Origin of the sequence: Sulfurimonas sp., assembly GCF_034005705.1 — a bacterium.
Lineage (GTDB): Bacteria > Campylobacterota > Campylobacteria > Campylobacterales > Sulfurimonadaceae > Sulfurimonas.
The window spans coordinates 17,988-39,415 of sequence record NZ_JAVEUF010000016.1 but is presented as its reverse complement, the minus strand read 5'-3'; the positions used below and the strand labels follow the sequence as shown (position 1 = coordinate 39,415).

Sequence of the window (21,428 nt, the reverse complement as noted above, 5' to 3'; positions counted from 1 at the left end):
CGCTCTTCCGATCTGCTAGACCCAAAGCAGATTGACGAACTGCTTGCGATGGAGAGCCATAGCGGTAAAAAAGTATATACCATACTTCAGTTAAGGCTTCACGACTCTATTGTTGCCTTGAAGAAAAAAGTATCTGATGAGTTAAAACAAGATCCAAACAAGATCTACGAGATAGACCTGAGTTATATAACGAGCAGAGGCAAATGGTATTTTACAAGCTGGAAGGGTGATGAAGCAAAGAGTGGCGGAATCGCTTCAAATATAGGTGTGCACTTTTTTGATATGCTCTCATGGATATTCGGAGAAGTAAAAGAGAGTTTCGTACATATAAAACAAGCAGATACAAACGCAGGCTTTATGAGGCTTAAAAATGCGAATGTCAGATGGTTTTTAAGCGTAAATTACGACTATATTCCTGAAGATGTAAAAGCGAGAGGGCAAAGAACCTATAGAAGTATAACTATTGAGGGCGAAGAGATAGAATTTAGCGAAGGTTTTACCGATCTGCATACAAAAAGTTATGAGGATATACTTAGCGGCGGCGGATTTGGCCTTAAAGAGGCTAGAAACTCGATAGAGATCGTCTCAGAGATAAGAAAACTTGCTCCTGTCGGACTCAGCGGGGAATATCACCAGTTTTGTGGAAAAGTGATTAGTGGTTAAGCTAGGCAGAAAGTTTGATATAATATTAAGTAATCAATAAGTTAATCAAAGGATTTTAAGATGTTAGCTATAAAAATAGATAATCCTGAAATAGAAAACAAATTTAAGCAGTATGCAAAACAGCAAAAAAAAGCTGTGGATGATTTGGTAGGCGAAGCTCTGAAAATGTTTTTAGATATGCAAAGACAAGATGATGAATTGGTTTATGTCAAAAAAGATCCTATGAAACATCTTCATAAAGTAGAATATGAAGATGATGGAGAAGACTTAAGCGATGTAAAGCCTTACGGTCATATAGAAGATAGCGCGTCATATGTTCATAATCTAAGAAGAGAAAGAAAAAAATGATATTTTTAGACACCTGCATATTGATAGATCTCTCTAAAGATAAAATAGTTTTAGATCTTAAACAAAACTATTGCATTAGCTCTATCGTAAGACTAGAGTTTAAAGCGGGTGCTCTAAATAAAAGAGAACTAAAAAAAATAAACAGAATACTATCAGAAATAAAGTTTGTAGATACAGACCAATCAATTTTAAACTTAGCTGATTCTCTTATGGAAAAGCATACCCTCTCTCATGGTATGAGTATCTATGACTCTATCATTGCTGCTACATGCATGATATATGGTTTACCGTTATGGACATACAATAGAAAAGATTTTAAATACATAGAAGAGTTACAGTTATTTGAATTATAAGGCAAAGAGATGGACACAAGCCACTACTACGCGCACGAAAGCGCGTATATTGATGATATTGTCAAGATAGGCGAAAATACAAAAATATGGCATTTTTCACACATCCTAAGCGGTTCAAACATCGGAAACAGCTGCTCTTTTGGGCAAAACTGCGTAGTTGGGCCAAACGTTAAAGTAGGTAACGGCGTTAAAGTGCAGAACAACGTCTCTATATACGAGGGTGTTGAGATAGAGGACGCAGTTTTTATAGGACCGAGTGTAGTTTTTACAAATGTTATAAATCCGAGGGCTTTTATAGCAAGACGAGATGAGTTCAAAAAAACAGTTCTTAAATACGGCTGCACGATAGGTGCAAATGCTACGGTAATATGCGGTGTGACGATAGGAGAGTACGCGCTTGTAGGCAGCGGAGCAGTTATAAGCAGAGATGTAAAGCCATACGCACTGATGGTCGGAGTTCCGGCAAAACAGATAGGCTGGGTAAGCCGCGCGGGAAATAGACTTGAGTTTGATACAAAGGGTTTTGCAGTTGACGAATACGACGGCAGCAGATACAAGCTTGAAGATGAAAACATAGTTTTTGTGGATATTTCGCTACAATAAGATAGAAATTAGATTAAAGCAGAGTTACAAATGAACTGTCAGATTGTCAATCAGCTAAAAGCACTAAAACCCATATTGAAAGAGGAGTATGGCATAGAAGAATTTGCCGTATTTGGAAGTGTTGCAAAAGGGTTGGATACAGAGACAAGTGATGTTGATATTGCAATATTAAAAGACAGTAAAAAAAGTTTTTAGAAGAACAATTAAATAGAAATATTGATATAGGTGACTTTGATAGCATGAAAACATTTGTGAAAAATAGAATAAAAAAAGATTTTATCTATGTTTGATATAGATAAAGTTGATAGAAATATTGAACCAAAATTGAAGAGGGAGTTGGTTGATGCCTTTATGGAGGATAACAAACATTTGGATTTTGTACTTCAGGCACTAAAAAAGTTAAACTAAATGCTACGCAGCCTAAAACCCCGCTCAGAGTTTAGCCGTAATGTACTTACTCTCATGACGGGTACGACGATAGCCCAAGCCATACCTATAGCTATTAGCCCGATACTCACTCGCATATACACTCCTGAGGATTTTCAATATATTATAGGAAAAAAACAATATGAATGAATTAACTTTAATTGATAATCAAACAATAGAAAATAAAATCTACACCATAAGAGGTATGCAAGTTATGGTTGATAGAGACTTGGCAATTTTATATGGAGTTGAAACTAGAAGATTAAATGAGCAAGTAAAAAGAAATATAGAAAGGTTTCCGCAAGAATTTATGTTCCAAATGGCTTCAGAAGAACTTGAAAATTGGAAATCGCAAATTGCGACATCCAATAAAGAGATAATGGGGTTAAGAAAACTTCCTTTTGTGTTTACCGAACAAGGGGTTTCTATGCTTAGTAGTGTTTTGAAAAGTCAAACAGCTGTTCAAACAAGTATTCAAATTATAAAAAGCTTTGTAAATATGCGAAAGTTTTTACAAAATAATGCTTCACTTTTTACAAGAATAGAAACTATAGAAAAAAGACAAATAGCTTATGAAATAAGAAATGACACTAAAGTAGATGCTATTTTAAATGCTATAGAAGAAAAAGGAACACCGCAAAAACAGCATATCTTTTATGATGGACAAATATTTGATGCATATCTTTTTGTAAGCGATATCATAAAAAGTGCTAAAAAATCTATAAAACTTATAGATAACTACATAGATGAAAGTACTTTAGTATTATTTACTAAAAGAGATGTAAAAGTTGATATGAAGATATATACAAAAGTAATATCAAAACAACTTAAGTTAGATATAGAAAAATATAATACTCAATATCAAAAAATAGAGGTTATCAAATTTGAACTGTCACATGATAGATTTTTAATCATTGATGAAAAAGAGATATATCACTTTGGAGCAAGCTTAAAAGATTTAGGTAAAAAGTGGTTTGCAGTTTCAAAGATGGATATTAACTCTTTTGAATTATTAGAAAAGTTAAACTAAATGCTACGCAGACTAAAGCCACACTCAGAGTTTAGCCGCAATGTCCTCACCCTCATGACGGGTACGACGATAGCGCAAGCTATACCTATAGCCATAAGCCCGATACTCACTCGTATATATACACCTGAAGATTTTGGGGTGTTTGCGCTTTATATGGCTTTGGCTTCCATCTTATCCGTAGTGGCAACGGGTCGATATGAAATGGCTATTATGCTTCCAAAAAAAGATGAGGATGCAGTAAATATCGTTGCTCTTTCTATAGGTATAGCTTTTTTTGTGAGTTTTATTTCACTCATTATCGTATTTGTTTTCAATTATCAAATCACAAATCTTTTAGGAAATCCGGAAATTTCAAACTGGCTCTATTTTATCCCTGTTACGGTTTTGCTTACAGGTGTTTATCAGAGTTTTAATTATTGGTCAAATAGAAAAAAACAGTATAAAAGACTTGCTCTAAGCAGAATTACGCAAAGTGGCACAACTGCCACGGCAAATCTGGGAATGGGTTTTGGTGGATTTGGCACTAGCGGACTGATTTTGGGGCAAATTTTGGGGCAGAGTGTGGCAGCGACTATTTTGGGAAGAATGGTTTTGAGGGAAGACAGAAGCAAAGTAGAGCAAATTAAAAAATTAAAAATATTTGCTTTGATTAGGAAGTTTATTAAGTTTCCAAAATATAATTTGCCTAATGCTATTATTGATGGATTGAGGCTTTCTGGAATAAGTATATTAATAGCTAAATTTTTTACAATATCTATTTTGGGACAATTTACTTTAGCGTGGAAGATGGTACAAACACCAATGTCTTTGGTTGGCAGTTCTTTGTCTCAAGTATTTTTTCAAAAAGTTTCGAGCACAAAAAGAACAGACTTGCATAGAATTGTCATGAAGTTTATAGTCAAAGCTTCTTTGGTGGCTGCTCCAATATTTTTAATAATGTATTTCTTTGCAGTTGATATTTTTAAATTTACATTTGGTGAAAACTGGGAATTATCAGGACAAGCGGCTTCAATTATGGCACCATGGCTTTTTTTAAATTTTTTGACATCGCCTCTTTCTACGTTATTTGTTATATTAAATAAGCACGATATAATGTTGGTATTTGCAGTTTTTTTTATGCTTGTACCTCTGGGGATTTTATATGTATTTAAAGAAAGTGATTTTTTAGTGGTACTTAACTATATTGTTTTATCCATGAGTAGTATGCTTTTTATTTTTATACTTATGGTTTTATACTTTACAAAAAAAGAAATAGCTTGAGAATCCTAATAATCCCCTCTTGGTATCCAAATAGCTTTACTTCGATAGGTGGTATTTTCTTTAAAGAACAAGCAGAAGCATTAGCAAAATATGGACATGATGTATCTGTGCTGAGCATAAGTCAATATAGCGTACGAGAGATACTAAAGTATAAAAAAATAGTATTTAAAAATAATGATTTTATAGAAAATGGAGTTGCTACATACACGATAGAGTACCCATCCATTCCTAAGCTACATACTTTAAGAGATCATATTAGCTTTTACTTATTCAAAAGAAAATTTAAAAAATATGTAGAAAAAAATGGATTACCAGATATTGTACATGTTCATTCGTTTGCAGCAGGAAAGTATGCTTTATGGCTTAAAGAAAATTATAATATTCCTTATGTAACTACTGAACACTTTTCAGGATTTGCTAGAGGTTTGTTATCTGAGACTCAAATAGACCTTGCTAAAGAAGTTTTTAGTCATTCAAGTACTAATATAGCTGTAAGTAACGAATTTAAGCAGTTGCTTGAAAATAAATTTAATCTAAAGTTCAAATACATACCAAATATAGTCAATATTGATTTTTTTACACCAGTATTAAAATCAGAAGATGATAGATTTAAATTTATTAATATTGCTTCTTTAGATGAAAACAAAAATCAAAAGATGTTAATACAATCATTTGCAAAAGTTTTCAAAGATAAAAATGTAAGGCTTACTATAGTAGGAGATGGTCCTGAATTACAATCCCTAAAAAACTTGATAGATGAACTGCAAATGCAAGAGCAAATTACACTATTTGGTAGAGCAAACAGAGAAGAGGTGAAAACATTATTGCAAGAAAGTGATGCTTTCGTGTTGTCCAGTAAATACGAAACATTTGGTGTAGTCGTAATAGAAGCTATGAGTTGCGGACTGCCCGTCATAGCTACAAAGTGCGGTGGTCCTGAATCAATTGTACGGGATAAACGAGTGGGTTTACTTACAGATATAGATGAGAATTCATTAGCAGACTTAATGAAGTATTTGTATGAGAATAGAGATACATATGATAGTGAATATATTGCACAATATACAAAAGATAAGTTTAGTGAAGAAGCTGTTGTTGCCGAACTGGAAGAGGTTTATAATGATATAATTGACAGTTACAATAGGAAAAAGCAGTGAAAAAAATGATTTTTCATCATCCATTGCCTCTTGATGTTGATGCATCTTCAGCCAGCGGCATTAGACCGCTCAAAATGATACAGGCATTTGAAAAGTTAGGCTATGAAGTAACACAGGTAACGGGATACGCAAAAGAGAGAAAGAAAAAAATAAACAATATCAAAAAAAGAATACAAAATGGTGAAACTTTTGATTTTCTATATTCCGAATCATCCACACAACCGACGCTCTTAACCGAAAAAAATCATCTACCTAAATATCCTTTTTTGGATTTTGGATTTTTTAAATTTTGTAAAAAACATGGAATTAAAATAGGTTTGTTTTATAGAGATATTTATTGGTTGTTTTCAGAGTATGGACAAGAGCTTTCATTTTGGAAGAGAAATATTGCAAAATTTTTTTACAAATATGATCTTAAAAAATATAATGAATTAGTAGATATAGTATATGTTCCATCAATGCAAATGACAAAATATACTCCAATCGTAAATCAAAATAAATTTAAAGCACTTCCTCCAGGGCACGATGATTATGAGTCTTTTGTTGCCAAAAATATTACAGATAAAATTGAGTTGTTATACATCGGTGGATTAGGAAGTCACTATCAAATGCACAAGCTTTTTGCTGTAGTCAAAAAGTTTCCAAAAATACACTTTACACTTTGTACAAGAGAAAACGAATGGCAAAATGCAAAAAGTGAATACGAACTATCTGAAAATATCTCCATAGTACACAAAAGCGGCGATGAGTTAAAAGGGTTATATGCAAACGTAGATATAGCTATGCTTTTTGTAAAACCGCAAGAATATCGGGAATTTGCCGCTCCTGTAAAGCTATATGAGTATATAGGAAAAGAAAAACCCATCATTGCCTCAAAAGGTACATTGGCAGGAAAATTTGTGGAAGAAAACTGTATCGGATGGACTATAGAATATGAAGAAAAAGCTCTTGAAAAACTTTTTAAAAAGTTATTAGAAGAGCCCGCTGAAGCGAAATTAAAACAAGAAAATATACAGCTATTAAAAATAAAACATTCTTGGGAAGCAAGAGTAAAAACAGTTGAAAAGGATTTAATTGTATGAAACTTCTGCTTTTGTCGAATCCAAACTCACCACATACCATAAAATGGGCAAAGTCTTTAGCAAAAAACCATATAGAGATAGTTATTTTTGGATTTGGGGACTTACATGTAAGTGATTATAATGGCATTTCAAATATAAAAATCAAAACTCTCAATCAGAGCATAACTAGAATGGAGGGGTCGTTTGCAAAGCTAAAATATTTAAAAGCTTTACCTACTATAAAAAAAATTATCAATGGTTTTCAGCCAGATATAGTACACGCACACTATGCAAGCAGTTATGGGTTGCTTGGTGCGTTGAGTGGATTTCATCCTTTTGTACTTTCTGTTTGGGGGAGTGATGTGTTTAGTTTTCCGCATAAATCTTTTTTACATAAAGCTATGCTCAAATTCAATCTTGAAAAGGCGGATAAAATACTCTCAACATCCAATGTAATGGCGAAAGAGACAAAGCTTTATACAAATAAAAATGTGGTAGTAACTCCATTTGGTATCGATATGGAGCAGTTTAAACCTATAGAAGTTAAAAGTTTATTTGCTAAAGAAGATATCGTTGTTGGTACCGTTAAAACACTTGAAGATAAATACGGAATAGAATATCTCATAAAGGCTTTTAAAATACTAAGCGATAAATATCCAAATTTGCCTCTTAAGCTCTTAATAGTTGGCGGAGGAAGCTTGGAAAATAGTTTAAAAAATTTGATAAAAGAACTGAGATTAGAAGAAAAAACTATTTTTACCGGAAAAGTGCCTTTTGTTGATGTTCCTAAATATCATAATATGCTATCTGTATCTGTATCTGTATCTGTATCTGAAAGTGAGAGTTTTGGGGTAGCAGTCATTGAAGCTTCCGCATGTGAGAAGCCTGTAATTGTTTCTAATGTGGGAGGGCTTCCGGAGGTTGTCGAAAATGGGGTAAGTGGTTTTGTGGTGCCGCGAAGAGATCCTCAAAAGACAGCTGATGCTATAGAAAAACTTATTTTAGATGAAGATTTGAGAAAAAAAATAGGACATAATGGCAGAGAGAGAGTAAAAAAGCTGTATAACTGGGAAGACAATGTCAAACAAATGTTGAGCATATACAAAGAACTTTTATAAAGCCGTGCTAGAAAAGTATAATTGGGGCGTTGAAGAGAAGAAATTATTTGAAATATATAATAGTTTAATTAAAGTTGATTGAATGTATGCTATAATGTACAAAAAAGTGTAAGGATTAATATGCAAGTAGTAAGTATGACAGAGGCTAGAAACAATTTTAAAGCTATATTTGATGCTGTTTTTTTAAATAATGAGGAAGTTATCATCCATAGAAAAGGTAGAGAAAATGTTGTAGTGATACCTTTTGATGAGTACAGTTCTATGAAAGAGACAAATTATCTCCTCAATAATCCAAACAATGCTAAACATCTTATGGATTCTATAAAACAATTGAGAGAAGGTCAGGTTGCACAAAGAGAGCTTATAGAATGCGACTAATCTTTAGTGATAAAGCATGGGAAGATTATCTTTATTGGCAACAAGCAGACAAGCAAGTAGTAAAAAAAATAAATAACCTTATTAAAGATATAAAAAGAGAGCCGTTTGAAGGTATAGGTAAGCCTGAACCATTAAGACATGAGCTTTCAGGGTTTTGGTCTCGAAGAATAACAGATGAACATAGGCTTGTTTATGAAGTTACGGGTGGCGCTATTGCCATAGCATCTTGTAGATTCCATTACTGAGATTATAATGAAAATACTAACTATTTTGGGCGCAAGACCACAGTTTATAAAAGCTGGAAGTGTTAGCCGTGAAATAGCAAAACATAAAGAGATAAAAGAGGTTATAGTTCATACGGGGCAGCATTATGATGCCAATATGTCTGATATTTTTTTTGAGGAGATGCAGATTCCAAAACCCGACTATTTTTTAGGCATCGGTGGAAAAAGTCATGGTGCCATGACGGGGCAGATGATAGAAAAAATAGAAGAGGTCGCACTCAAGGAAAAACCGGATTGGATTGTGGTTTACGGCGATACAAACTCAACTTTGGCAGGTGCGCTTGTTGCTTCAAAGCTTCATATAAAACTTGCACACATAGAAGCAGGGCTTAGAAGTTTTAACATGAAGATGCCCGAAGAGGTAAATAGAATACTTACAGACAGAGTAAGCGATATGCTTTTTTGCCCTACAGATACAGCTATAGAAAATCTTAAAAATGAAGGCTATAAAAATTTTGATTGTAAGATAGTAAAATCAGGCGATGTTATGCAAGATGGAGCGTTGTTTTATAAAGGTTTGGCAGTTAAACCAAATATAGATATAAAAGATAATTTCATCCTTTGCACAATTCATAGAGCAGAAAATACTGATGATGAAACAAGGCTGAGAAGTATATTTGAAGCACTTAATGAGATAGCAGAAGAAAAACAAGTAATATTGCCGCTTCATCCACGAACAAAAAAGATACTAGAAAATTTAAAATTGACCGAAGGAAATCCCTTTAGGGAAAATATAGAAAATCTTACGATTATAGAGCCAGTAGGTTATCTTGAAATGGTGTGGCTGATAGATAACTGCTCTTTGGTTATGACGGACAGCGGAGGACTTCAAAAAGAGGCTTATTTTTTTGAAAAACCGTGTATTACGCTTAGAGATGAGACGGAATGGGTAGAGCTTGTAGAGTGCGGAGCAAATGTTTTAGCGGGGGCAGATAAAGAAAAAATCTTAGAAGCTTTTAGAAATAATTCAAAATTCAATATTGAAAATTCAAAATTAGATTTATACGGCGGTGGTAAAGCAAGTGAAAAAATCATAAAAAAATTATTGGAATATTAGTTTGAATATTTGGATATTTAACCATCATGCCCTAACTCCTGAGATGAGCGGAGGAACCAGACACTATGATTTTGCAAAAGAGCTGATTAAGAGAGGTCACAAAGTTACCATAGTAGCTTCAAGTTTTCACTACTCAAAATATCAGGAGATGAGGGAGTATGGTGGTAAAGAGTATCTTTTAGAGAGCATAGACGGTATAGATTTTGTCTGGATAAAAACACCTGCTTATTTTGGAAACGGCATAGGCAGAGTGAAAAATATGCTGAGTTACACATTTAAAGTTATTAAGATAATGCCGAAACTAGGTTTGAAAAAGCCAGACATCGTTATAGGCTCTTCAGTTCATCTTTTTGCAGTGTGGGCTGCTATGAAACTAGCTCAAAAATATAAAACACCATTTATAATGGAGGTTAGAGATCTTTGGCCTCAAGCGCTTATAGATATGGGTATATCGAAATGGCATCCATTTATACTGTTGCTTGGATGGTTGGAGAGATATTTGTACAAAAAAGCAGATAAAATCATCTCTAATCTTCCATATGCTTATGATTATATAGGGCAATTTGCAGAGAGAGAAAAATTTATATGGATATCAAACGGGGTTGATTTATCAAATATAAAATATACTCCAAAAGAGCGGAGTGAAAAATTTACAGTAAGCTACACGGGGGCAATTGGAGTTGCAAATAATCTTCAAATTTTTTTAGATGCTGCAAAAAAGCTGCAAGGCAAAAAAGATATCTATTTTAGGATCTTGGGTGATGGAGCAGAGAAAGAAAAACTTAGAAAATTTACAAAAGAGAATAACCTTCAAAATGTAAGTATAGAAAACTCAGTGCCAAAAAGTGAAGTTTCAAATATACTAGAGAATAGTGATGTGCTTTATTTTAATTTGAAGGATAGTCCAACATTTAACTATGGGATAAGTTCAAATAAACTTTTTGACTATATGGCAAGCGGAAGAGTTATAATATTTTCTACAAATGCAAAGAATAATCCAATAAAAGATGCTAACGCAGGATATAGTATAGCACCTGATGATGTGGAGCAATTAGAAAAAACAATTTTAGAAATTTACTCTTTATCCGAGGAAGAGAGAATTAAAATTGGAGAAAAAATAAGAGCTTATGCTGAAGAAAATTATTCAATAGAAATATTAACAAATAAACTTGAAAACCTTTTAAAAGAGGAGATAAAAAAATTTAATGCTTAAATCACTTTTTGACAGAACGCTGGCATTACTTTTAATCATACTATTTTCACCTATTTATATCATAGTTAGTTTACTTATCTTGTGGAAGATGGGAACACCGATACTTTTTAGACAAAAAAGGCCCGGATATCAAGAGAAGATATTTAGCATATATAAGTTTCGTACAATGACCAATGAGAAAGATATTAACGGAGAGTTGCTTCCTGATGAACAAAGACTTGCAGGTATCGGAAAGTTTATAAGAAGTACAAGTTTAGATGAACTTCCGCAGCTTTTCAATGTGCTAAAGGGTGATATGAGTTTTGTAGGTCCCAGACCTCTTCTTGTTGAGTATCTTGAGTTGTACAATAACGAACAAAAAAGAAGGCATGATGTAAAACCGGGCATTACAGGCTGGGCTCAAGTAAATGGACGAAATGCAATTTCATGGGAGCAAAAGTTTGAATTAGACACGTGGTATGTAGATAATCGATCTTTTTTGCTTGACATAAAGATACTTTGGCTAACATTTTTAAATGTTATCAAAAGAGTAGATATTAGCTCATCTGCAAGTGCTACTATGGAAAAATTCAAAGGAAATAGTAAATGACAAATCAGAAGCGTTTTGAGAACTGGGAATATCCGAAAATAGAAGAGGGTAAGCTTACAAAATACAATTGGGTTGTACAAAATAAAGATGGACTTGAACTAGGTTTTGCAACGGATATAGGTGCTTTTAGCTATATTAACGCAAAGTATGGCGTAGCAATAGAAGATGAAGTTCAGATTGGGTCTCATTGTTCAATATATTCAGTATCAACGATTGACAACAAGCAAGGGAAGGTGACTTTGAAAAAAAATTGTAAGATCGGCAGCCACTCTACCATCTTGCCTGGTGTTACGATAGGAAAGAATTCAATTGTCGGAGCGCATAGTCTGGTAACGGATGATATTCCTGATGATGTTGTAGCCTTTGGGGTTCCCGCAAAAGTAATAAGAGAGCTCAATGAATAAACGATTTTTTTTAAGTGAGCCGCATATGAGCGGTAATGAGCTGAAGTATATTGAAAAGGTTTTTGAGAGTAACTATATAGCTCCGCTTGGCGAGTATGTAAACAAGTTTGAAGAGAGCATAAAAAACTATACGGGGGCAAAAAGTGCTCTTGCGGTAACAAGTGGCACGGCTGCTATCCATTTGGCGCTTAGAGTTCTAGGGATAGGGCAAGATGATGATGTACTTGCTTCAACTTTTACTTTTATAGGTTCGGTCAATGCCATACTGTATCAAGGGGCAAATCCTGTATTTATAGACAGTGACAAGGAGAGCTGGAATTTATCTCCAAAATTACTAAATAAATATCTTTGCGAATGTGATAAAAAACCAAAAGCATTAATAGTTACTCATCTTTACGGGCAGTGCGCAGATATAGAAAAAATTGCTGATATTTGCGCTCTTCACGGAGTTTATCTTATAGAAGATGCGGCAGAGAGTTTGGGTGCTGTTTTTAACGGCAAGCATACCGGGACTTTTGGAGATTTTGGGATCTACTCCTTTAACGGAAACAAAATACTCACAACTTCGGGTGGCGGTATATTGGTCTCAAACAACAAAGAGTGGATAGAGAAAGCTAAGTTTTATAGCACCCAGGCAAAAGAGCCGTTCGTGCATTATGAACATGTAGAGTACGGGTACAATTACCGTATGAGCAATGTGTTGGCTGCAATCGGTGTTGGGCAGATGGAAGTAATAGAAGAGAGAGTTGCAAAAAAAAGAGAGATCTTTGAGTGGTACAGAGAGTTTTTAGGTGACGTGAAAGAGATAACTTTTATGCCGGAGTTGCCAAATAGTAGAGGCAATAGATGGCTTACAGCTATGACATTTGAAAAAAGTGACTTTAACAGAGTGATAAAGGCACTGGAAGAGGTAAACGTAGAGAGCAGACCGCTTTGGAAGCCGATGCACATGCAGCCTCTTTTTATAGATGCAAAAAGTTTTGTGGATAGAACAAGTGAAGAGCTGTTTAAAAAAGGGCTTTGTGTTGCAAGCAGTACTACTATGATGAAAGATGATGTGAAGATGATCTGTGATGTCATTAAAGAAAACATTTGTGGTACCGGCGGGCGGACTTGAACCGCCACATCCTAAGATAACGGATTTTGAATCCGTCGTGTCTACCATTTCACCACGCCGGCTTAGTGACGAAATAATAGTGTGTTATTACTTAAAGATAAGTTATAAGTAAACAAGTTTTTGCCGATGTAGTCTAAATGGAACTTGTATTGCTTAAGATTTTAAATATTTGGACAAGTCGGCATAAAAAAGATGGAGGTGCAGCGTGAGAATTACAAGCGGTATGTATTATAAGAGCATATATAGTCAAAATAACGGACAACTAAACGAAGCTCTTTTTGATGTGAACAAACAGATAGCTTCTGGACTTAAAATTCAATACGCTCAAGACGATGTCAGAACATTTACGGAGACAATGAGACTTGATAACGAGATATCTACTCTTGGTCAGATAAAAAGCAGTACCGAGAGTGCTCTTAAGATGTCGAATCAAACAGATGCCGTGCTTGGTGAATTTGAATCATCTATGATCCGAATGAGAACGCTTCTTTTAAATGCCGCAAACGCTACAAACAGCGAGACTTCTCTTGATGCTATAGCACAGGAGCTTAGATCAATAGAGGAGCACTTTAAAAATCTGGCAAATACCTCTATTAACGGTCAGTATCTATTTTCAGGTTCAGCTGTTGACGTAAGACCGATCGCTGATGACGGTACTTATATGGGCAATGAAGGGCTGTTAAAAGCTTTTACCGGCTCTAAAACGTCTCAACAGTACAACATAAGCGGTGCTGAACTTTTTCTAGGTGAGAAGAAACTGGTACAAAGACAAGTGTCGACAAATGTTGTTCAAACAAATTTAGGTGCTAAATATCCTAACTTTGCAGATTTTACAATAAAAGGCACTAGCTCTCCACTTACAAGCAGCAGCACTATTCGTGATCTTATGGGTGATGGCGACAACGTAATAGATACCGGGGTAGATAAACACTTTTTTTATGTTAGTGGAACAAGAAGCGACGGTGTCGCTTTTAAAGAGAAGATTGCAATGAGCGATGATGAGAAGATCGGTGACCTTCTAAACGAGATCGGCGCTTTGTATGGGAACACTCCTGAAGTTGATGTCGTAAACATCAGCATGAATGAAAAAGGGCAGATAATAGTAGAAGATAAGATCAAGGGGTCTAGTAAAATAGATTTTCATATGGTCGCTGCAACTGATCTAAGCGGCGGTGCGGCGGCTGATGTTACAAATATTGATGACTTGGGAGTAGGGGAGACGAACTTTGACAGGATAATGTTAGGAACGTCTACTGCTATCAATCCTGATCTTCATGTTAGAGAGTTTATAAAGTCGTCACTCTCATCTGCCGATGGTGTTGCAGCTACAAATCTTATAGAGGGGACTATATATGACAGAGCAGAGTTTAGCAAAGACGGTGCAAAGCTCTCCTCTGCATCCCCTCAGATCGTAAGAGAGACTAATGCATTTGCAACTGCTTTGACAAAGCTCTCGGATGTTGCAGATATCTCACAGGGAGTTGCGGGTACTCTTAACGGAACTTCGTTCGTCGTTGAAGGAACAGATATAAACGGCATTGCTTACAGTGCACAGATAGATCTAAGCGCAGCAGGTTCGACCTTTACGGTTGGCGGAAATACCTACAATATTTATGATATGGGGACTCCAAGAGCAGCCGTAGACGGCGATGATATGACATACAAGCAGTTTACGGATGTTGTTAATATGCTAACAACTGGAAACCTTCCGGCAGGCATTCCTGGGACTGATGCAGAGTATGACGCAGCGATCGGGACTGCGGATCTTATGGGAAGAACTTTTTTAAGTCATGACGGCAAGATACAGTTTGAAGAGATAGGCACGGGCAATACTCAAGCTACACTTGCCATCTATGACGCGAACAGCAGTGATTTTACAGTAGGTGCAGATGCCTCGGTAATGACGTTCAATACGAACAATGCTATAACTGTACGTGACCCAAAAACGGACTTCTTCAAGACAATGGATGAGATGATCAGCGCTGTTGAAAACTATCAACTCTATCCTGACAGCAGCTCAGGGGATATTAGAAATGTGGGAATAGGAAACGCAATTGCCATGATGGATGACCTTCAGGACCACGTCTACAGAGCACACTCTCAGGTCGGTGTGCAGACAAATGCTCTTGACACATCACTGCAGAGAACAGGTCTTTTGGAGATCAGTGCTATGAGCTTAAGATCAACCGTTGTAGATACGGATATGGCTGAAGCTTCATTGAACCTGGCAAGATTAAACACTAATTATGAGGCTCTGCTCTCAACTGCGGCAAAAGTATCGAAGCTTAGCCTTGTTAATTATCTATAATTACAGGCTCTAAAATCCTTTATAAAGCATTTTTTGTTATACTTCATCATTATTACGCTCCAGGGAGAACTTCCTCCCGAGGGTATATCTATAATATTTAATTTTTTTAAAGCAAAAAGGAAGCTATAGTTTGAAAGATACTATATTCATTATAAGTTTTGGTCTGTTAATCTATCTTGGATTCTCTACCGTTTTGGGTGATACTGCTCTGATGGGCAGATACGGCGCTACGTTTGCATCATACAACCATAAATACTTCGGTTACATCTCTTACGCCTATATATTTCTTTTTATGATCCCTCTGTACTTTTTTTATAAAAACAGCAATATAAATATGAGAAAATTTGAGTTGGCGATCGCATCATTTCTGCTTCTTTTCTCTTCACTTTTAGCGCAGGCAATGCTTGTGAATGACAGCCTGCGCGGGGCTGTAGGTGCGGGCTTTGCCGACTTTTTATCCCCATATATAGGCTCTTTTGGACTATGGACGTTCTGGTTTATCATAACTCTGCTCTCAGTGGTAATTGTTTTTGACAGGAGCGCTCATGAGATGGTGGACATCTTTTTAAACAAAACAAAAGACAGATTGTCTGCAGCCAGAGAGAACAGCCCAAAAGAGGTAAAAAAAATCGAGCAAAAAACTTTAAAAAAAGAGCATGTTGCCAAAGAGATCATAGAAGATAGTTTCGAAGAGGAGATAGACAAGCCCGCATATCTGAGAAAAGAGAGTACTCCAAAAGTTCAAAGCTCTCAAGCTCAAGAGAAGCCGCAGGAAGCAAAAGAGCCAAACAGTGAGAAGGTTCAAAACATCGTAGAGCTTGTAAATGAGATAAAAGAGCAGAAAAACGCGATCATTGTCGATGAGCTTGAGGAGAATGCAAAACTTCTGGAGTCTATTGAAAAGGGAGAGGTTGAGAAACCTAAAAACTTTAAACTCCCCTCTGTGGATTTTTTGCAAAAACCGAATAACAAGGCTCACAGTGTAGATGAGAGCGAACTTGACGGTAAGATAAAATTTCTCATAGAGAAACTTGCGCATTTTAAGATAGAAGGTGATGTTGTCAGAACGTACGCAGGTCCGGTTGTCTCAACATTTGAGTTCAAGCCTGCGGCAAACGTAAAGGTATCTAGAATCCTAAATCTTCAAGATGACCTTGCAATGGCTCTTAGTGCCGAGACCATACGTATTCAAGCGCCAATTCCGGGTAAGGATGTGGTCGGTATAGAGATACCAAATGAGAAGATAGATACCATCTATCTCAGAGAGCTTCTTGACAGCAAGCTTTTTAAAGAGTCCTCTTCGCCGCTTACCATTGTTCTTGGTAAAGATATTGTCGGTAAGCCCTTTATTACTGACCTTAAAAAACTTCCACACCTTCTTATTGCCGGAACTACGGGAAGCGGAAAGAGTGTCGGCATAAACGCTATGATACTTTCGCTTTTATATAAAAACTCTCCAGATAAGCTTAGACTGCTTATGATCGATCCGAAGATGCTTGAGTTCTCAATATACAACGATATCCCTCATCTGCTTACTCCTGTCATTACAAAAGCAAAGCAGGCTATCGTAGCACTCAACAATATGGTCTATGAGATGGAGAGACGTTACGCTCTTATGAGTGACAACAGGACAAAAAATATTGAGAGCTATAATGAAAAGGTCACTAAAGAGGGTGGAGAGCATCTGCCGTATATAGTTGTCATAATAGATGAACTCGCCGATTTGATGATGACAAGCGGCAAAGACGTAGAACACTCAATCGCAAGGCTTGCACAGATGGCAAGAGCTTCGGGAATACATCTTGTAGTGGCAACGCAGAGACCATCGGTTGACGTTGTAACAGGTCTTATAAAAGCAAACCTCCCTTCACGCATCTCATACAGGGTAGGGCAGAAAGTAGACTCCAAGATCATCTTGGACCAGCAGGGCGCAGAATCACTTCTTGGAAAAGGGGATATGCTCTTTACTCCTCCGGGTTCAACGGGTCTGGTGCGTCTGCACGCACCTTGGAGCACGGAGGAGGAGATTGAGAGAATCGTTGATTTTATAAAATCTCAAAGAGCGCCTAACTACGATAAGAGCTTTTTGGTAGAGGAGAGCGAAGAGAGCGCTTCTTCTTCCGGTGAGACGTACGAAGAGCTTGACCCTCTATTTGACGAGGCTAAAAACGTTATTTTATCAGATAGAAAAACCTCCATATCGTATCTTCAGAGAAAACTTCAAATAGGCTACAATAAATCTGCAAGGCTTATAGAGCAGCTTGAAGGCGAGGGCGTACTATCTGCTCCAAACTCTAAAGGGATCCGTGAGATCCTCTAATGAGCACTAAGCCGCACTTTATCTTTACAAAACTTCACAACTCTTTTAGTGTCTATGTAAAAAATTTAGAGCAGCTCAGTGTTGAGCAGATACGCCGCATTGAAGCTTTCGCCCTCCAAAGAAAGGGCATTTTTGATTTTAACACCTACACCTTTGTCATCCAAAAAAGATTAGAGTTTGAAGAGTTTATTCTTCTTTTGCAAAAAAGCGACCTTGACGCTCTGTGCGAAGAGACCTTTGTAAAAACCCAGCAGACACAAAGAGTGGAGTTTGGAAAATATAAAGGATTGGCATATAGTGATCTGCCTGATTCATACCTTTTATGGTTAAAAAGTAACTATAGTGGTAAAAACAGAGAGATCATAGATGCAGAGTTGAAATTTAGAAATTTATAGTGTTACTAAAATAAACATATTTTAAAGAATATTTCTAGCTTTTGTTTACTTTAGTAACACTAGTGTTTTACTGTTTACATATTTAGTTATAATCACTCATAAATTTATAAACAGGAATGACAATGGCATTTATAGAAGAGTATAAAGCGCATATAGCAGAGAGAGAGGCACTAGGTGTTCCACCGCTTCCGCTATCTGCTGAACAAACTGCTGCATTAATTGAGATGATCAAAGCCGGACAAGGCGATATGGAACAAAATGTAGACTTAATCACGAACCGTGTTTCACCGGGTGTTGATGATGCTGCATACGTAAAAGCTGCATTTTTAAATGATGTTGCTTCTGAAAAGATCAGTGTAGATGCTATATCTCCTGCTCATGCCGTAAAAATAATGGGTATGATGCTAGGCGGGTATAACGTAAAGCCTTTGGTTGATGCGCTTACTTCAAAAAACTCTGAAGTAGTTGAAGCAGCAAAAGAGGCTCTAAAGCATACTCTTCTTGTGTATGATGCATTCAATGATGTTGAAGAGATGCACAAAGCAGGAAATGCGCACGCTACGGAAGTAATGACTTCATGGGCGAATGCAGAGTGGTTTACTTCAAAAGCAGACCTCCCTCAAGAGATTACCGTGAGCGTATTTAAAGTACCGGGTGAGACAAATACGGACGATCTTTCACCTGCTTCTGAGGCGTTTACACGTTCTGATATTCCTCTTCATGCAAACTCTATGCTTGCTGCAAAAATGCAGAATCCGCTTGAGACTATCAAAGAGCTTAAGAAAAAAGGTCATCCGGTAGCTTATGTCGGCGACGTTGTAGGAACAGGTTCTAGCCGCAAGTCAGGTGTTAACTCTGTTCAGTGGCACATGGGTGAAGATATTCCTGGTGTTCCAAACAAGCGTACAGGCGGCGTGGTTATCGGCGGTATTATTGCTCCTATCTTCTTTGCTACTTGTGAAGACTCAGGTGCTCTGCCGTTAGAGATGGATGTTACTTCTATGGAGAGCGGCGATGTTGTTACTATCTATCCATACAAAGGCGAAGCACATAAAGACGGTAAATGCATCGCTACATTTAAACTAAACCCAAACACTATTACTGATGAAGTACGTGCAGGCGGCCGTATTCCGCTTATCATCGGGCGTGGTCTGACTACTAAGGCTCGTTCTGTATTAGGAATGGGCGCTACTGATATCTTCTTGACTCCTGAACAGCCTGCAGATACCGGCAAAGGCTACACTCTTGCTCAAAAAATGGTAGGTAAGGCTTGCGGTATGGAGGGTGTGCGTCCTGGTATGTACGTTGAGCCTGTAACTTCAACAGTCGGTAGCCAAGATACAACAGGACCGATGACAAGAGATGAGATCAAAGAACTTGCTGCACTCGGCTTTAGCGCTGATCTTGTTATGCAGTCTTTCTGTCACACTGCGGCTTATCCAAAGCCTTCAGATGTTGTTATGCACCATACGCTTCCTGATTTCATCTCGAACCGTTCAGGTGTTGCACTTCGTCCGGGGGACGGAGTTATCCACTCATGGTTAAACCGTTTGACTCTTCCGGATACTGTTGGGACAGGTGCAGATAGCCATACGCGTTTCCCGATCGGTATCTCTTTTCCTGGCGGATCAGGTATTGTTGCCTTCGCAGCGGTAACAGGTTCTATGCCTCTTACTATGCCTGAGTCTGTACTTGTTCGCTTTAAAGGCGAATTACAGCCTGGTATCACACTTCGTGACCTTGTAAACGCTATTCCTTACTATGCTATTCAGCAGGGGCTTTTAACTGTTGAGAAAAAAGGTAAGAAGAACATTTTCAACGGACGTATTTTAGAGATAGAGGGTCTTCCTGATCTTAAAGCAGAGCAGGCGTTCGAGCTTTCAGACGCATCTGCTGAGAGAAGTGCCGCTGCTTGTACGGTACTTTTAAATGAGGCTCCGGTTGTTGAGTACTTAAAGTCAAATGTAACGCTTATAGAAGCTATGATAAAAGACGGCTACCAAGATGCTCGTACTTTGCAGCGCCGTGCAGATAAAATGAACGAATGGTTGAAAAACCCGTCATTAATGCAGCCTGATGCTGATGCAGAGTACGCGGCAGTTATAGAGATCGACCTTAATGAAGTAAAAGAGCCGATAGTTGCTTGTCCGAACGACCCTGACAATGTTAAGCTATTAAGCGAAGTTGCAGGCGATAAGATAGATGAAGTATTCTTAGGTTCTTGTATGACTAACATAGGTCACTATCGTGCTGCTGGTGAAGTTATGCGCGGTGAAGGCAAAGTCGCAGTTGAGAAGTTCTGGATAGTTCCGCCTACACGTATGGATGAGCAGCAGCTTATCAACGAGGGTTACTACGATGTTTTTGGATCTATACATGCACAAACTGAGGTACCTGGCTGTTCACTATGTATGGGTAATCAGGCAAGTGCTCGTCCAAACTCGACAGTTTTCTCTACATCGACTCGTAACTTCGACAACCGTTTAGGTAAAGGAACTCAGGTTTACCTTGGTTCTGCTGAACTTGCGGCAGTATGTGCAAAACTAGGTAGAATTCCTACGGTAGAGGAGTACATGAGCATAGTTCCTCAAAAGCTTTCAGGAAAAGAGGGGAATGTTTACAGATACCTGAACTTCAACGAGATAAAAGATTATCATCTTGAGGATCGCAGCGTAGCTGAAGATAAATACGGCGTTACGATCAAAGCTGTATAATCTCCAAAATAGCGCAGAGAAGGTCAACAGACCTTTTCTGTCAAACTTCATTCAATCAATCAATCTTTTATAATATCAAATTCCATAGAGTACTTTGGAATAAAAACAGATTTCTCAATCTCGTGGTTCTGTTTCTGGTTCTCAAATGTGATCTTTACTCTGTTTTCAAACTCATCTAGATACGATATAGACTCGATCAGTGCATTTTTTTTAACTATTGTGAACTTTGTGTCTCTGTAGTAAGCGACGTAGGTGTTTTGGTCTATTTTTTTTGCATTCGAGATTATTTTAAAGAAGTCAAAGTTTGATTCTAGTCTTTTAATAATCACCTGCTCGATCTCAGGCTCGATGATCGTCACCTCAAAGTCATTTATAAAGACATCTTTTTTTATCGGTTTTATGTAGCTCCATCTTGCATTTTGAGGTTTTAAAGCAACTATGTGGCCATTATATATAAGTACTTTCTCTTTTTCGTCGGTAATGCTCTGTGAAAAATCAGCTTCAAATGAAGTAACCTCTTCAAGTGCAGTTGATGCAAAAAGCTGCATAGTTATTAAAGATGTAAGAAGAAGTTTTCTCATTTTGACCCTTGTTTTTGAAAAATTATATCTAAGGGACTGTTTACATATT

At 37.0% G+C, this 21,428-nt stretch carries 23 protein-coding genes and 1 tRNA gene; 22 read left to right on the top strand and 2 right to left on the bottom strand.

Going from position 1 to position 21,428, the window contains the following annotated elements; translation table 11 throughout:
- The 18 genes from RBR61_RS08420 to pglE form a co-directional block, all read left to right on the top strand.
- Positions 1 to 663 (top strand): Gfo/Idh/MocA family oxidoreductase (locus RBR61_RS08420; protein WP_320343539.1); only part of this gene is annotated, 663 nt, incomplete at its 5' end.
- 60 nt (positions 664 to 723) lie between these two features.
- A complete protein-coding gene (locus tag RBR61_RS08415) occupies positions 724 to 1,011 on the top strand; it encodes a hypothetical protein (protein ID WP_320343538.1) in 288 nt (95 codons plus the stop codon).
- Positions 1,008 to 1,364, top strand: a complete 357-nt coding sequence (locus RBR61_RS08410) for a type II toxin-antitoxin system VapC family toxin (RefSeq protein ID WP_320343536.1) — start codon at positions 1,008 to 1,010, stop codon at positions 1,362 to 1,364. Before RBR61_RS08415 ends, RBR61_RS08410 begins: the two co-directional genes overlap by 4 nt.
- 9 nt (positions 1,365 to 1,373) lie before the next feature.
- A complete protein-coding gene (locus tag RBR61_RS08405) occupies positions 1,374 to 1,967 on the top strand; it encodes an acyltransferase (RefSeq protein ID WP_320343535.1) in 594 nt (197 codons plus the stop codon).
- Between the two features lie 30 nt (positions 1,968 to 1,997).
- The gene (locus tag RBR61_RS08400) at positions 1,998 to 2,162 is read left to right on the top strand and encodes a nucleotidyltransferase domain-containing protein (RefSeq protein WP_320343534.1); all 165 of its coding nucleotides are present in this window, start codon (positions 1,998 to 2,000) and stop codon (positions 2,160 to 2,162) included.
- Positions 2,163 to 2,249: 87 nt separating this feature from the next.
- On the top strand, positions 2,250 to 2,375 hold the full coding sequence (locus RBR61_RS08395; RefSeq protein ID WP_320343533.1) for a hypothetical protein: 126 nt from the start codon (positions 2,250 to 2,252) through the stop codon (positions 2,373 to 2,375).
- 160 nt (positions 2,376 to 2,535) lie between these two features.
- Positions 2,536 to 3,423: an ORF6N domain-containing protein gene (locus RBR61_RS08390; protein ID WP_320343531.1), complete on the top strand. Its 888-nt coding sequence runs from the start codon at positions 2,536 to 2,538 to the stop codon at positions 3,421 to 3,423.
- Complete coding sequence (locus tag RBR61_RS08385) at positions 3,424 to 4,683, top strand: oligosaccharide flippase family protein (RefSeq protein WP_320343530.1); 1,260 nt, start codon at positions 3,424 to 3,426, stop codon at positions 4,681 to 4,683. It begins immediately after the preceding gene.
- Positions 4,680 to 5,840: a glycosyltransferase gene (locus RBR61_RS08380; protein ID WP_320343529.1), complete on the top strand. Its 1,161-nt coding sequence runs from the start codon at positions 4,680 to 4,682 to the stop codon at positions 5,838 to 5,840. Before RBR61_RS08385 ends, RBR61_RS08380 begins: the two co-directional genes overlap by 4 nt.
- A gap of 5 nt (positions 5,841 to 5,845) precedes the next feature.
- Positions 5,846 to 6,922, top strand: a complete 1,077-nt coding sequence (locus tag RBR61_RS08375) for a glycosyltransferase (RefSeq protein ID WP_320343541.1) — start codon at positions 5,846 to 5,848, stop codon at positions 6,920 to 6,922.
- Complete coding sequence (locus RBR61_RS08370) at positions 6,919 to 8,019, top strand: glycosyltransferase (RefSeq protein WP_320343527.1); 1,101 nt, start codon at positions 6,919 to 6,921, stop codon at positions 8,017 to 8,019. The genes RBR61_RS08375 and RBR61_RS08370 overlap by 4 nt, the downstream gene beginning before the upstream one ends.
- 120 nt (positions 8,020 to 8,139) lie before the next feature.
- A complete protein-coding gene (locus RBR61_RS08365) occupies positions 8,140 to 8,397 on the top strand; it encodes a type II toxin-antitoxin system prevent-host-death family antitoxin (protein ID WP_320343526.1) in 258 nt (85 codons plus the stop codon).
- Positions 8,388 to 8,642 carry a Txe/YoeB family addiction module toxin gene (locus RBR61_RS08360; RefSeq protein WP_320343525.1) on the top strand — a complete coding sequence of 85 codons (255 nt, stop codon included), beginning with the start codon at positions 8,388 to 8,390 and terminating at the stop codon, positions 8,640 to 8,642. The genes RBR61_RS08365 and RBR61_RS08360 overlap by 10 nt, the downstream gene beginning before the upstream one ends.
- 7 nt (positions 8,643 to 8,649) lie before the next feature.
- The gene (gene wecB / locus RBR61_RS08355; RefSeq protein WP_320343524.1) at positions 8,650 to 9,738 is read left to right on the top strand and encodes a UDP-N-acetylglucosamine 2-epimerase (non-hydrolyzing); all 1,089 of its coding nucleotides are present in this window, start codon (positions 8,650 to 8,652) and stop codon (positions 9,736 to 9,738) included.
- Position 9,739: 1 nt separating this feature from the next.
- A complete protein-coding gene (locus RBR61_RS08350) occupies positions 9,740 to 10,951 on the top strand; it encodes a glycosyltransferase family 4 protein (protein WP_320343522.1) in 1,212 nt (403 codons plus the stop codon).
- Complete coding sequence (gene pglC, locus RBR61_RS08345) at positions 10,944 to 11,540, top strand: undecaprenyl phosphate N,N'-diacetylbacillosamine 1-phosphate transferase (RefSeq protein WP_320343520.1); 597 nt, start codon at positions 10,944 to 10,946, stop codon at positions 11,538 to 11,540. The genes RBR61_RS08350 and pglC overlap by 8 nt, the downstream gene beginning before the upstream one ends.
- A complete protein-coding gene (locus RBR61_RS08340; protein ID WP_320343519.1) occupies positions 11,537 to 11,944 on the top strand; it encodes an acyltransferase in 408 nt (135 codons plus the stop codon). Before pglC ends, RBR61_RS08340 begins: the two co-directional genes overlap by 4 nt.
- Positions 11,937 to 13,061: a UDP-N-acetylbacillosamine transaminase gene (gene pglE, locus RBR61_RS08335; RefSeq protein ID WP_320343517.1), complete on the top strand. Its 1,125-nt coding sequence runs from the start codon at positions 11,937 to 11,939 to the stop codon at positions 13,059 to 13,061. Before RBR61_RS08340 ends, pglE begins: the two co-directional genes overlap by 8 nt.
- Here the strand turns inward: pglE and RBR61_RS08330 are convergent.
- Positions 13,040 to 13,123 (bottom strand) — tRNA-Leu (locus tag RBR61_RS08330). The genes pglE and RBR61_RS08330 overlap by 22 nt on opposite strands.
- A gap of 143 nt (positions 13,124 to 13,266) precedes the next feature.
- Between RBR61_RS08330 and RBR61_RS08325 the strand changes: the two genes are divergently transcribed.
- The 4 genes from RBR61_RS08325 (at position 13,267) to acnB (ending at position 20,798) form a co-directional block, all read left to right on the top strand.
- Complete coding sequence (locus RBR61_RS08325; RefSeq protein WP_320343515.1) at positions 13,267 to 15,369, top strand: flagellar biosynthesis protein FlgL; 2,103 nt, start codon at positions 13,267 to 13,269, stop codon at positions 15,367 to 15,369.
- A 130-nt stretch (positions 15,370 to 15,499) separates the two neighbouring features.
- On the top strand, positions 15,500 to 17,689 hold the full coding sequence (locus RBR61_RS08320) for a DNA translocase FtsK 4TM domain-containing protein (protein WP_320343514.1): 2,190 nt from the start codon (positions 15,500 to 15,502) through the stop codon (positions 17,687 to 17,689).
- Entirely contained in the window at positions 17,689 to 18,084 is a 396-nt protein-coding gene (locus tag RBR61_RS08315; RefSeq protein ID WP_320343512.1) for a DUF3820 family protein, read from the top strand. Before RBR61_RS08320 ends, RBR61_RS08315 begins: the two co-directional genes overlap by 1 nt.
- A 122-nt stretch (positions 18,085 to 18,206) precedes the next feature.
- Positions 18,207 to 20,798, top strand: a complete 2,592-nt coding sequence (gene acnB, locus RBR61_RS08310) for a bifunctional aconitate hydratase 2/2-methylisocitrate dehydratase (RefSeq protein ID WP_320343510.1) — start codon at positions 18,207 to 18,209, stop codon at positions 20,796 to 20,798.
- Between the two features lie 59 nt (positions 20,799 to 20,857).
- Here the strand turns inward: acnB and lolA are convergent, their stop codons facing one another.
- Complete coding sequence (lolA, locus tag RBR61_RS08305) at positions 20,858 to 21,379, bottom strand: LolA-like outer membrane lipoprotein chaperone (protein ID WP_320343508.1); 522 nt, start codon at positions 21,377 to 21,379, stop codon at positions 20,858 to 20,860.
- Positions 21,380 to 21,428 lie beyond the last annotated feature (49 nt).

Coding starts and splice junctions, on each gene's coding strand:
- RBR61_RS08385 (WP_320343530.1), top strand. CDS start 3,424: ATGCTACGCAGACTAAAGCCACACTCAGAGTTTAGCCGCAATGTCCTC.
- RBR61_RS08370 (WP_320343527.1), top strand. CDS start 6,919: ATGAAACTTCTGCTTTTGTCGAATCCAAACTCACCACATACCATAAAA.
- pglC (WP_320343520.1), top strand. CDS start 10,944: ATGCTTAAATCACTTTTTGACAGAACGCTGGCATTACTTTTAATCATA.
- wecB (WP_320343524.1), top strand. CDS start 8,650: ATGAAAATACTAACTATTTTGGGCGCAAGACCACAGTTTATAAAAGCT.
- RBR61_RS08415 (WP_320343538.1), top strand. CDS start 724: ATGTTAGCTATAAAAATAGATAATCCTGAAATAGAAAACAAATTTAAG.
- RBR61_RS08375 (WP_320343541.1), top strand. CDS start 5,846: ATGATTTTTCATCATCCATTGCCTCTTGATGTTGATGCATCTTCAGCC.
- RBR61_RS08400 (WP_320343534.1), top strand. CDS start 1,998: ATGAACTGTCAGATTGTCAATCAGCTAAAAGCACTAAAACCCATATTG.
- RBR61_RS08315 (WP_320343512.1), top strand. CDS start 17,689: ATGAGCACTAAGCCGCACTTTATCTTTACAAAACTTCACAACTCTTTT.
- RBR61_RS08395 (WP_320343533.1), top strand. CDS start 2,250: ATGTTTGATATAGATAAAGTTGATAGAAATATTGAACCAAAATTGAAG.
- RBR61_RS08390 (WP_320343531.1), top strand. CDS start 2,536: ATGAATGAATTAACTTTAATTGATAATCAAACAATAGAAAATAAAATC.
- pglE (WP_320343517.1), top strand. CDS start 11,937: ATGAATAAACGATTTTTTTTAAGTGAGCCGCATATGAGCGGTAATGAG.
- RBR61_RS08405 (WP_320343535.1), top strand. CDS start 1,374: ATGGACACAAGCCACTACTACGCGCACGAAAGCGCGTATATTGATGAT.
- acnB (WP_320343510.1), top strand. CDS start 18,207: ATGGCATTTATAGAAGAGTATAAAGCGCATATAGCAGAGAGAGAGGCA.
- RBR61_RS08410 (WP_320343536.1), top strand. CDS start 1,008: ATGATATTTTTAGACACCTGCATATTGATAGATCTCTCTAAAGATAAA.
- RBR61_RS08365 (WP_320343526.1), top strand. CDS start 8,140: ATGCAAGTAGTAAGTATGACAGAGGCTAGAAACAATTTTAAAGCTATA.
- RBR61_RS08360 (WP_320343525.1), top strand. CDS start 8,388: ATGCGACTAATCTTTAGTGATAAAGCATGGGAAGATTATCTTTATTGG.
- RBR61_RS08340 (WP_320343519.1), top strand. CDS start 11,537: ATGACAAATCAGAAGCGTTTTGAGAACTGGGAATATCCGAAAATAGAA.
- lolA (WP_320343508.1), bottom strand. CDS start 21,379: ATGAGAAAACTTCTTCTTACATCTTTAATAACTATGCAGCTTTTTGCA.